Source organism: Pseudomonas sp. NY15364 (assembly GCF_048068235.1).
Lineage (GTDB): Bacteria > Pseudomonadota > Gammaproteobacteria > Pseudomonadales > Pseudomonadaceae > Aquipseudomonas > Aquipseudomonas mendocina_D.
Window position 1 is genome coordinate 88696 of the sequence record NZ_JBLUPX010000008.1, and the last position, 12171, is coordinate 100866.

The 12171-nt window shown below is 63.2% G+C and carries 7 protein-coding genes and 2 pseudogenes; 8 read left to right on the forward strand and 1 reads right to left on the reverse strand.

The features are described from left to right. The first annotated feature begins 362 nt into the window (after nucleotides 1-362). From putA to ACNFCJ_RS09340, 7 genes and pseudogenes are all read left to right on the forward strand, one after another. Nucleotides 363-4298: a trifunctional transcriptional regulator/proline dehydrogenase/L-glutamate gamma-semialdehyde dehydrogenase gene (gene putA, locus ACNFCJ_RS09310; RefSeq protein WP_416770950.1), complete on the forward strand. Its 3936-nt coding sequence runs from the start codon at nucleotides 363-365 to the stop codon at nucleotides 4296-4298. 424 nt (nucleotides 4299-4722) lie between these two features. Then, complete coding sequence (gene arcD, locus ACNFCJ_RS09315; protein WP_416770952.1) at nucleotides 4723-6150, forward strand: arginine-ornithine antiporter; 1428 nt, start codon at nucleotides 4723-4725, stop codon at nucleotides 6148-6150. Nucleotides 6151-6165: 15 nt separating this feature from the next. Next, complete coding sequence (arcA, locus tag ACNFCJ_RS09320; RefSeq protein WP_416770954.1) at nucleotides 6166-7416, forward strand: arginine deiminase; 1251 nt, start codon at nucleotides 6166-6168, stop codon at nucleotides 7414-7416. A gap of 85 nt (nucleotides 7417-7501) precedes the next feature. Next, nucleotides 7502-8511 (forward strand): annotated as a pseudogene (locus ACNFCJ_RS09325) (ornithine carbamoyltransferase). Nucleotides 8512-8657: 146 nt separating this feature from the next. Next, nucleotides 8658-9584, forward strand: a complete 927-nt coding sequence (arcC, locus tag ACNFCJ_RS09330) for a carbamate kinase (protein WP_416770956.1) — start codon at nucleotides 8658-8660, stop codon at nucleotides 9582-9584. Between the two features lie 12 nt (nucleotides 9585-9596). Beyond that, nucleotides 9597-9962, forward strand: coding sequence for a DUF5064 family protein (locus ACNFCJ_RS09335; protein WP_179545630.1), 366 nt, complete (start codon nucleotides 9597-9599; stop codon nucleotides 9960-9962). A gap of 157 nt (nucleotides 9963-10119) precedes the next feature. Further along, nucleotides 10120-10470, forward strand: coding sequence for a hypothetical protein (locus ACNFCJ_RS09340; RefSeq protein WP_416770957.1), 351 nt, complete (start codon nucleotides 10120-10122; stop codon nucleotides 10468-10470). A gap of 125 nt (nucleotides 10471-10595) precedes the next feature. Here the strand turns inward: ACNFCJ_RS09340 and ACNFCJ_RS09345 are convergent. Continuing rightward, nucleotides 10596-11030: pseudogene (locus ACNFCJ_RS09345) on the reverse strand (SDR family NAD(P)-dependent oxidoreductase); the annotation flags it as partial. A gap of 279 nt (nucleotides 11031-11309) precedes the next feature. Here ACNFCJ_RS09345 and ACNFCJ_RS09350 point away from each other — a divergent pair. Then, nucleotides 11310-12113, forward strand: coding sequence for an outer membrane protein OmpK (locus tag ACNFCJ_RS09350; protein WP_343350824.1), 804 nt, complete (start codon nucleotides 11310-11312; stop codon nucleotides 12111-12113). Nucleotides 12114-12171: the final 58 nt, after the last annotated feature.

Consider the following 12171-nt stretch of genomic DNA (forward strand, 5'->3'; position numbering starts at 1 on the left):
TCCCCTTTCCAGCGGTCTACCCTGATCAAAAGGCAATACCTTGCCGACGATCGGGTAGCACCAAGGTTGCACCACAAAGTCTCCCCACCGGTTTCAGCCCGCTTTGTGCTACTCATGACCTATTGTCTGCGGCGCCGGGCTTTAGCGGCAGCGTTCATGAGCCATGGGATTAGACGTTCGTCGGCCCACGACAATTATTGGCTGCACCTAGTTGCACCCTACATATTTACGGGTTTACTCTCCCGCAGCTTTTTTGCTGCCCGCATCGAAGGCGGCAACTCTTCGGGCCGTCGCAGGGCGACGTCAAAAATTGCTTCGGCAATTTTCTACCGTGCATAACCTGACAATAAGTAGGACTCCCCATGGCTACTACCACTCTTGGCGTGAAACTCGACGATGCCACCCGCGAACGCCTGAAAAAGGCTGCCGCGCAGATCGACCGCACGCCGCACTGGATGATCAAGCAGGCGATCTTCAATTATCTGGAGCAAGTCGAGAGTGGCCTGACGCCCGCCGAGCACGCCGGCCTGGCCGCTGCCGCCGGTGAAGAGGCGCTGGAGTCGCTGACCGAGCAGGGCTTGCAGGTATTCCTGGATTTCGCCGAGAGCATCCTGCCGCAGTCGGTGCTGCGCGCCGCCATCACCAGCGCCTACCGCCGCCCGGAAACCGAAGTGGTACCGATGCTGCTGGAGCAGGCGCGCCTGAACCCGGAGCAAGCCGAAGCCTCGCAGAAGCTGGCCCTGGGCATCGCCGAAAAGCTGCGCAACCAGAAAAACGCCAGCGGCCGTCAGGGGCTGGTGCAGGGCCTGCTGCAGGAGTTCTCGCTGTCGTCGCAGGAAGGCGTGGCGCTGATGTGCCTGGCCGAAGCCCTGCTGCGCATCCCCGACAAGGCCACCCGCGACGCGCTGATTCGCGACAAGATCGCCAACGGCAACTGGAGCCAGCACCTCGGCCAGAGCCCGTCGATGTTCGTCAACGCGGCCAGCTGGGGCTTGCTGATCACCGGCAAGCTGGTGTCGACCCACACCGAAGCCGGCATGACCTCGGCGCTCAACCGCATCATCGGCAAGAGCGGCGAGTCGGTGATCCGCAAGGGTGTGGACATGGCCATGCGCCTGATGGGCGAACAGTTCGTCACCGGCGAAACCATCGCCGAAGCCCTGGCCAATGCATCCAACCTGGAGGCCAAAGGCTTCCGCTATTCCTACGACATGCTCGGTGAAGCCGCGCTGACCGAAGAAGACGCCAAGCGTTACCTGGCCTCCTACGAGCAGGCCATCCACGCCATCGGCAAGGCCTCGCACGGTCGCGGCATCTACGAAGGCCCGGGCATCTCGATCAAGCTGTCCGCCCTGCACCCCCGCTACAGCCGCGCCCAGTACGAGCGCGTAATGGACGAGCTGTACCCGACCCTGCTGGGTCTGACCCAACTGGCCAAGCAGTACGACATCGGCATCAACATCGACGCCGAGGAAGCCGACCGCCTGGAGCTGTCGCTGGATCTGCTCGAGCGCCTGTGCTTCGCGCCGAGCCTGGCCGGCTGGAACGGCATCGGCTTCGTCATCCAGGCCTACCAGAAGCGCTGCCCGTACGTGATCGACTACGTCATCGACCTGGCCAAGCGCAGCCGCCACCGCCTGATGATCCGCCTGGTGAAAGGCGCCTACTGGGACAGCGAGATCAAGCTGGCCCAGGTCAATGGCCTGGAAGGCTACCCGGTGTACACCCGCAAGCCGTACACCGACCTCTCCTACATCGCCTGTGCGCGCAAACTGTTGGCCGCGCCGGAAGCCATCTACCCGCAGTTCGCCACGCACAACGCCCACTCGCTGTCGGCTATCTATCACCTGGCCGGGCAGAACTACTACCCGGGCCAGTACGAGTTCCAGTGCCTGCACGGCATGGGCGAGCCGCTGTACGAGCAAGTGGTCGGCAAGATCGCCGATGGCAAGCTGAACCGCCCGTGCCGCATCTACGCCCCGGTCGGCAGCCATGAAACCCTGCTGGCCTACCTGGTACGTCGCCTGCTGGAAAATGGCGCCAACACCAGCTTCGTCAACCGCATCGCCGACCACAGCATCTCGCTGAAAGACCTCGTACTCGATCCGGTGCAGCAGGTCGAGCAGATGGCCGCGCAGGAAGGCACCGTCGGCCTGCCGCACCCGCGCATCCCGCTGCCGCGTGATCTATACGGCAAGGAGCGGGTCAACTCCGCCGGCCTCGACCTGGCCAACGAACACCGGCTCGGCTCGCTGTCCTCGGCGCTGCTGTCGACCGTCAACCACAGCTACCTGGCCGAGCCGATGCTCGGTTGCGATGGCGCCAATCCGGGCGATCCGGAGCCGGTGCGCAACCCGGCCGATCATCGCGACCTGGTCGGTCACGTACGCGAAGCCAACATCAAGGATGTCGACAGCGCCATTCTCTGCGCCCTGGCCAGCGGTCAGATCTGGCAGTCCACCCTGCCCGCCGAGCGCGCCGCCGTTCTGGAACGCGCCGCCGACCTGATGGAAGCCGAGCTGCAACAGCTGATGGGCCTGCTGGTTCGCGAGTCCGGCAAGACCTTCGCCAACGCCATCGCCGAGGTGCGTGAGGCGGTGGACTTCCTCCGCTACTACGCCATTCAGGCACGCAGCTTCGGCAACGACAGCCACCGCCCGCTGGGTCCAGTGGTATGCATCAGCCCGTGGAACTTTCCCCTGGCAATCTTCACCGGCCAGGTCTGCGCCGCACTGGCCGCCGGCAACACCGTGCTGGCCAAACCGGCCGAGCAGACCCCGCTGATCGCCGCCCAGGCCGTGCGCATCCTGCGCGAGGCCGGCGTGCCGGCCGGCGCCGTGCAACTGCTGCCGGGTCGTGGCGAAACCGTTGGTGCGCGCCTGGTGGGTGACGAGCGCGTGCGTGGCGTGATGTTCACCGGCTCCACCGAAGTGGCCGGCATCCTGCAACGCAACATCGCCGGTCGCCTGGATGCCCAGGGCCGCACCATTCCGCTGATCGCCGAAACCGGCGGCCTCAACGCCATGATCGTCGATTCCTCGGCGCTGACCGAGCAGGTGGTGATGGACGTGGTCGCCTCCGCCTTCGACAGCGCCGGCCAGCGCTGCTCGGCGCTGCGCGTACTGTGCGTGCAGGACGACGTGGCCGACCGCGTGCTGACCATGCTCAAGGGCGCCATGACTGAATACACGCTCGGCAACCCGGAGCGCCTGAACACCGACATCGGCCCGGTGATCGACGCCGAAGCCAAGGCCGGCATCGAAACCCATATCGCCAAGCTGCGCGAGAAAGGCCGCAAGGTCACTCAACTGGCGCGCGTCAACGGTGACGAGATCAAGCGCGGCACCTTCGTCGTGCCGACCCTGATCGAGCTGGACAGCTTCGACGAAATGAAGCGCGAGATCTTCGGCCCGGTGCTGCACGTGGTGCGCTACCAGCGCGCCGATCTGGGCAAGCTGCTGCAGCAGATCAACGACAGCGGCTACGGCCTGACCCTCGGCGTGCACACGCGCATCGACGAGACCATCGCCCAGGTGGTCGGCACCGCCAAGGTCGGCAACCTGTACGTCAACCGCAACATGGTCGGCGCCGTGGTCGGCGTGCAGCCGTTCGGTGGTGAAGGCCTGTCAGGCACTGGTCCGAAAGCCGGTGGCCCGCTGTACCTGTTCCGCCTGCTGTCGACCCGTCCGCAGGAGGCCGTCGCCCAGTATCTGCAGCAGGCCGAGGTGCAGGCCCTGCCGGTTCCGACCGAGCTGGACAAGGTGCGCAGCGCCTTTGCCGAATGGGCAACCAAGCAGGAGCCAGCCATCGCCGCGCTGTTCGAGCAGTACTGCGGCCTGTCGCAGAGCTACAGCGCGCACACGCTGACCGGCCCGACCGGCGAGCGCAACAGCTACACCCTGCTGCCGCGCGAGCACGTGCTGAACCTGGCCGACGAGCGCGGTGATCTGCTGGCTCAGTTTGCTGCCACCCTGGCCGTCGGCAGCCAGGCGATCTGGCTGGAAGGCCAACGCCCGCTGTACGCCGAACTGCCGAAGGAGGTGCAGAAGCACATCCAACTGGTGGCAGACTGGAACAGCGTCGACGTGGAGCTGGACGCCATCCTGCACCACGGCGACTCCGACCAGCTGCGTGCAGTCAGCGAGCAGGCAGCGCAGCGCAAGGGCGCCATCGTCGGTGTACACGGCCTGAACAAGGGCGAGACCGACATCGCCCTGGAACGCCTGCTGGTGGAGCACGCCCTGAGCGTCAACACCGCTGCGGCTGGCGGCAACGCCAGCCTGATGACCATCGGCTGATCGCAGCCGATAACACCGCGGAAAGCTGGATGAAAGCTTTCCGCGGCATGCTGTAACCACATGACGCAACTGCCTGCAGGGGCTACCCGCCCGGCGTCATGCTCCTCCCTTTGACCTTCGGGTCTGCGCCAGCTTATCCGGCCGACGCGTCGAGCGGGGCCAACCGCCCCGCCCATCCCCTTTCCCCGCTAGCGACTCCATCGCAACTGGCCATCATTGCGGAACAGAAAGTTCGGTCTATGTTGATTGGACTGGTGCCTCCCCGTGCCAGACAGAGCAGCAGTCCTGACGCTCATCAGGTGCTCGACAACGCCTGGAACAAGGATGTGCGTTGACGAATCCTGACCATTGATTCAAATCAGGATGCTGTGCTCGCCAAACGCGCTCAATACCTATGTCCCCTTGTGACACGGAGGTAATTGAGATGTCTGACTCGACCCAAAAACTCCGCCTCGGCGCGCTGATCGCGCTGGTCGTCGGCTCCATGGTCGGCGGCGGTATCTTCTCGCTTCCGCAAAATATCGCCGCCAGCGCCAGCGCCGGCGCCACCCTGATCGGCTGGCTGATCACCGGGGTCGGCATGCTGACCCTGGCGTTCGTGTTCCAGACCCTGGCCAACCGCAAGCCCGAACTCGACGGCGGGGTGTACGCCTACGCCAAAGCCGGTTTCGGCGACTACATGGGCTTCTCCTCAGCCTGGGGCTACTGGATCAGCGCCTGGATCGGCAACGTCAGCTACATGGTGCTGCTGTTTTCCACTTTGGGTTACTTCTTCCCGGTATTTGGCGAAGGCAACACCCTGCCGGCAGTGATCTGCGCCACGGTGCTGCTCTGGCTGCTGCACTTTCTGGTGCTGCGCGGGATCAAGGAAGCGGCCTTCATCAACACCGTAACCACCATCGCCAAGATGCTGCCGCTGGCGCTGTTCATCGTCATCGCCGCCATCGCCTTCAAGCTCGACGTATTCACTGCGGACTTCTGGGGCCGCGGCAATACCGAGCTGGGCAGCGTGATGGATCAGGTGCGCAACATGATGCTGGTCACCGTCTGGGTGTTCATCGGCATCGAAGGCGCGAGCATCTTCTCCGCTCGCGCCGAGAAGCGCAGCGATGTCGGCAAGGCCACGGTGATCGGCTTCGTCGGTGTGCTTCTGCTGCTGGTTCTGGTCAATATCCTGTCCCAGGGCATCATGGCCCAAGCCGAACTGGCCGGGCTTAAGAACCCATCTATGGCCGGCGTGCTGGAGCAGGTGGTCGGCCCCTGGGGTGCACAGTTGATTTCGATCGGCCTGATCGTCTCACTGGCAGGCGCCTTGCTGTCGTGGACGCTGCTGTGCGCCGAGATTCTCTTCGCCAGCGCCCGCGACCACACCATGCCGGCGTTCCTGCGCAAGGAGAACGCCAATCACGTTCCGGCCAACGCGCTGTGGCTGTCCAACGGGCTGATCCAGCTGTTCCTGATCATCACCCTGTTCAGCGCCTCCACCTACCTCAGCCTGCTGTACCTGGCCACCTCGATGATCCTGGTGCCGTACTTCTGGTCCAGCGCCTACGCGGTATTGCTGGCGGTACGCGGCGAGACCTACGAGAACGCGGCCGGCGAGCGCAACAAGGATCTGCTGATCGCCGCCATCTCCACCCTGTACGCGGTGTGGCTGGTGTATGCCGCCGGCGTGCAGTACCTGCTGCTCTCGGCGCTGCTCTATGCCCCTGGCGCGATCCTCTTCGCCAAGGCCAAGCGCGAGCTGGGGCAGCCCATCTTCACCGGCGTCGAGAAATTGATTTTTGTCGCCGTACTGATCGGTGCCGCCATCGCCGCCTACGGGCTGTATGACGGTTTCCTGAGTCTGTAAGAGAAGGAGTTCGACATGTCCAAGAAAGCCCTCGGCGTTCATTCCGAAGCCGGCAAACTGCACAAGGTGATGGTCTGTTCACCAGGCCTCGCCCACCTGCGCCTGACCCCCGCCAACTGCGATGAACTGCTGTTCGACGATGTGATCTGGGTATCCCAGGCCAAGCGCGACCACTTCGACTTCATGACCAAGATGCGCGAACGCGGCGTCGAAGTGGTGGAGATGCACAACCTGCTGGAAGAGACCGTCAGCGACCCCAACGCGCTGAAGTGGATTCTCGACCGCAAGATCACCCCCAACAGCGTCGGCCTTGGCCTGCTGACGGAAGTGCGCGACTTCGTCGAAGGCCTGGAGCCACGCAAGATCGCCGAGTTCCTCATCGGCGGCGTATCCGGCGCCGATCTGGTCAAGCACAAGGATTCCGAGGCAGCGAAGATGTTCAACGCCTACCTCGGCGAAGCCAGCTTCATCTTCCCCCCGCTGCCCAACACCCAGTTCACCCGCGACACCACCTGCTGGATCTATGGCGGCGTCACCTTGAATCCCATGTACTGGCCGGCGCGCCGCCAGGAAACCCTGCTCGCCAGCGCCATTTACAAGTTCCACCCGGACTTCGCCAATGAGCCCTTCGAGATCTGGTACGGCGACCCGGACCAAGAGCACGGCTCGGCCACTCTGGAAGGCGGTGACGTCATGCCCATCGGCAATGGCACCGTGTTGATTGGCATGGGCGAACGCAGCTCGCACCAGGCCATCGGCCAGGTAGCGCGCGCACTGTTTGCCAAGGGCGCAGCAGACAGGGTGGTGGTAGCCGGCCTTGGCCGCTCACGCGCGGCCATGCATCTGGACACCGTGTTCAGTTTCTGCGACCGCGACCTGGTGACCATCTTCCCGGAAGTGGCCAACAGCATCGTGCCCTTCACCCTGCGCCCGGACGAGAGCCGCCCAGGCGGCATCGACGTACGCCGCGAGGACAAACCCTTCGTCGATGTGGTCGCCGAATCCCTCAACCTGAAAAAACTACGTGTAGTGGAAACCGGCGGCGACGCCTACGAGGCCGAACGCGAGCAGTGGGACGACGGCAACAACGTGGTCTGCCTGGAGCCGGGCGTGGTCATCGGCTACGACCGCAACACCTACACCAACACCCTGCTGCGCAAGGCCGGCGTCGAGGTCATCACCATCAGCGCCAGCGAACTGGGACGCGGCCGTGGCGGCGGCCACTGCATGACCTGTCCAATCATCCGCGACCCCATCGATTACTGATCACCCAGCCCACCCCTCTCCCCCCGGGAGAGGGGCCGGGGGTGAGGGGCGTCCCTCGCACAGCATTCTCAACGGAGAAAGAACCATGGCGTTCAACATGCACAACCGCCCCTGCTCAGCCTGATGCACCATAGCCCCCGCGAGCTGCGTTACCTGCTCGACCTGTCACGCGACCTCAAACGCGCCAAGTACACCGGCACCGAGCAGCAGCACCTGACCCGCAAGAACATCGCGCTGATCTTCGAGAAGACTTCGACCCGCACCCGCTGCGCCTTCGAAGTGGCAGCCTACGACCAGGGGGCCAACGTTACCTACATCGACCCCAACTCCTCGCAGATCGGCCACAAGGAAACCATGAAGGACACTGCCCGCGTACTCGGGCGCATGTATGACGCCATCGAGTACCGCGGCTTCAAGCAGGAGATCGTCGAGGAGCTGGCCAAGTATGCCGGCGTGCCGGTGTTCAACGGCCTGACCGATGAGTACCACCCGACGCAGATGCTCGCCGATGTGCTGACCATGCGCGAGCACAGCGACAAGCCGCTGCACGACATCGCCTACGCCTACCTAGGTGATGCGCGCAACAACATGGGCAACTCGCTGCTGCTGATCGGCGCCAAGCTCGGCATGGACGTGCGCATCGCCGCGCCCAAGGCACTATGGCCGAGCGACGAGCACGTCGCCGCCTGCAAGAAATTCGCCGAAGAAAGCGGCGCACGCATCCTGCTCACCGAGGACCCGAAGGCAGCGGTCAAGGGCGTGGATTTCGTCCACACCGACGTCTGGGTGTCCATGGGCGAGCCGGTGGAAGCCTGGGCTGAGCGCATCCAAGAGCTGCTGCCCTACCAGGTCAACGCCGAGATCATGAAGGCCGCCGGCAACCCACGAGTGAAGTTCATGCATTGCCTGCCGGCCTTCCACAACAGCGAAACCAAGATCGGCAAGCAGATTGCCGAGCAGTATCCGCACCTGAAGAACGGCATCGAGGTCACCGAAGAGGTCTTCGAGTCACCCTGGAACATCGCCTTCGAGCAGGCGGAAAACCGCATGCACACCATCAAGGCCATTCTGGTCGCTACCCTGGCTGATATTTAGGTTTACGTAGCCCGGATGCAATCCGGGGATGAGCTTGTCTCCCCTCTCCCATTTATGGGAGAGGGGCCGGGGGAGAGGGCCTGACCGACGACGCCGAACCCCAGACCACAAGCCCCGGATTCAATCCGAGCAACAAGGAGAACAGCATGCGACTCGTCATCGCCTTGGGCGGCAACGCCCTGCTTCGTCGCGGCGAAGCCATGACCGCAGAAAATCAACGAGAGAACGTGCGCGTCGCCTGCGAGCAGATCGCCAAGGTGGCAGATGGCAACGAGCTGGTCATCGCCCACGGCAACGGCCCGCAGGTCGGCCTGCTGGCCCTGCAGGGCAACGCCTATGACGCGGCCAATCCTTATCCGCTGGACGTGCTCGGCGCCGAAACCGAAGGCATGATCGGCTACATGATCGAACAGGAGCTGGGTAACCTGCTGCCCTTCGAAGTGCCCTTCGCCACCCTGCTCACCCAGGTGGAAGTGGACAGCGCCGACCCAGCCTTCAAGAACCCGACCAAGCCCATCGGCCCGGTCTACAGCAAGCAGGAAGCAGAGCGGCTGGCCGCCGAGAAAGGCTGGAGTATCGCCCCGGACGGCGACAAGTTCCGCCGCGTGGTGGCGAGCCCGCGCCCGCAGCGCATCTTCGAAATCCGCCCGATCAAATGGCTGCTGGAAAAGGGCAGCGTGGTGATCTGCGCTGGCGGCGGCGGCATTCCAACGATGTACGACGGCAACCAGTTACGCGGCGTCGAGGCGGTGATCGACAAAGACCTGTGCTCGGCGCTACTGGCCGAACAGCTCAATGCCGACCTGCTGGTAATCGCCACCGATGTCGACGCGGCCTATGTCGACTGGGGCAAACCCTCGCAGAAATCCATAGCCGAAGCTCATCCCGATGCCATCGAAACGCTCGGCTTCGCCGCCGGCTCCATGGGTCCGAAAGTGCAGGCCGCTTGCGAGTTCGCACGCAATACTGGTAGCAGCGCGGTGATCGGTTCGCTGGAAAATATCGAAGCCATCGTCCAAGGTCGTTCAGGCACACGCATCAGCCTGGACTGCAACGGCATCGTCTATCGCTGAGAGGGCACGATCATGTTCACTCCCGGTCACCTGCACCGCGACAATCACGACCGCCCCGAGCATATGCGCCTGCTGCCGCCCTTCTCGGTGGACTTCTACTACGAAGTACGCAAGGACCCGCAGCAGGGGCCGATGCTGCATATGCGTCTGGTCGGCGACGTGGACGGTCGGCACTTTGAGGAAGCGTTCGAACTGCATCGCGATGTCGCCTTCAACTTCGCCAGCGTCGCGACCCGCATCGCCGCCCGCCATGGCCTGCCTCCCAACGCCAGCCCGGTGATGCGCGGCCACGACGAGTACGACAAGGTGTTCGCCGACATCCGCAGCAAACTCAATGTCCAACCGGGCGAACCGGTCAATCTCGATCACATCCTATGACGTAGCTCGGATGCAATCCGGGGCTCTCGCTCATTTCCCGAATTGCACCCGGGCTACGCGCAGAAACCACCATTTATCGTCACTCCCGCGAAGGCGGGAGCCCAGATGATTCCTAGGTTCTGGATGCCCGCCTGCGCGGGCATGACGGCTTTTTCAGATGCGCTCGTTCAAACGATGCAACACCCGCGCTGCGCACAACGCCCTGCCCGCTCTCAAGCCTGCATCGTCCAACCATGCACACCCATCGCCGCCTGGCGCCCTGCCTCCATCTGCAGAGCTCGGCCAGCGCGGCGAACCCAGTGCCACTAGCGATGTGATCGTGCGCAACCGCCTGGCGCTGATCGAGAACAACCTGAAAGGCGAACACGCGAAAGACGAAAGCGTGCTGATGCTCTCGGCCATGGTCGGCGCCCTGCTGCTGTCGCGCAGCGTCAAGGATCCTGAGCTATCCGACCGCTTGCTGAAAACCACCCGTCTCCTGCTGGTCGAGCAGGCGCAGGACGCGTAGTGACAAGGCTATGTCTGAGTTAACTGTGCACCCGTAGGAGCGGATTTATCCGCGAAATTCGCGGCTGAAGCCGCTCCTACACCGTCACTCACGTGCACATAGCCAATAACGAGACTGCTTCGGACTCATTTGTAGCGCGCAGCCGCCTGGTTGCGCGACAGGTTCGCCCCCAAGGCAGCGCGGGCAGCGACGAAGGTGTCCCAGTCGGCTGCATTCGGCAGCGAGGGTATGGTCACCAGTTCACCCTGATCGAAACCAGCCAGCGCAGCATCGACCATCTCGCCCACTTCCATGATCATCGACGGCGGCAGAGCCGACGCATCGGTGCCGCTGCGCTCCCGGATTTCGGTGCGAGTCACGCCTGGCATCACCGCCTGCAGCTGCACCCCCGAACCACTCAATTCGCCAGCCAGGGTCTGGGTCAGGCTCAGCACATAAGCCTTGGTCGCGCTGTACACGGCGTTGAACATTTCCGGTGCCAGCGCCACCACCGAGCCGAGGTTGATGATGCCGCCACGCCCAGCTGCTGAGAAATTGCCAGCTGCCGCGGCCGCCAGACGGTTGCGCACCAAGTTATGGCCGTTTTTGTCCTTTTGGTCAGAAAAGGGTGCATCGATGGCACTGGAGCGAACCTGAAAACTCCGCGCATCGTTTTGATTTGCAAGGGATATGCACAATCAAGAGAATTGGCGCCGTTTTTGCTCTAGCAGCACCAGCCTGACCAGACGGACAGGTTTAAGAACGCCGGGAGCGATTTTTGACGTCGGCTCCGCAAGGGCGACCGCCATGAATGGCAGGCAAAGAACCATAACGACACGTCTTAACCACCAGGAGCTTCCATGAATCGCACTCTCTCTTCGCTGGCACTGGCCGGCGGTTTGCTGGCGGGCGGCCAGGCCATTGCCGGTGACCTGATGCAGTGGCAGAACAACAGCCTGACCTACCTCTATGGCCAGGACTTCAAGATCGACCCGGAGATTCAGCAGACCGTCACCTTCGAGCACGCCAGCGGCTGGAGCTTCGGTGACCTATTCCTGTTCGTCGACGTGATCAAGTACAACACCGACGCCACCAACGGCGCGGGTGACGGCCATACCTTCTATGGCGAATTCAGCCCGCGCTTCTCGCTGGGCAAGATCACCGGTGCCGACTTCTCCTTCGGGCCGATCAAGGACGTGCTGATCTCCACCACCTACGAATTCGGTGAAGACGACGTCGAGTCCTACCTGATCGGCCCGGCGGTCGACCTGGACATCCCCGGCTTCGATTACTTCCAGCTCAACACCTACCTGCGCACTACCGACGGCAGCCGCCCCGGCAGCAACGTCTGGCAGATCACCCCGGTGTGGAGCTACACCATCCCCGTCGGCGAATCGGACATTCTCATCGACGGTTTCATGGACTGGGTGGTGGACAATGACCAGAACCGTCGCGGCGAGTACCACGCCAACCTGCACTTCAACCCACAGATCAAGTACGACCTGGGCAAGGCGCTTAAGTGGGGCGAGAAGCAGCTCTACGTGGGTATCGAATACGACTACTGGAAGAACAAGTACGGCATCAAGGACGGCGGCGACGTCAGCCAATTCGTTGGCCCGACCGACCAGAACACCGCCAGCCTGCTGGTCAAAGCGCACTTCTGATCATCTGCCCCTGCCTGAATGGCCAAGGTCGCAGCCACTTGCGACCTTCTGCCAATGC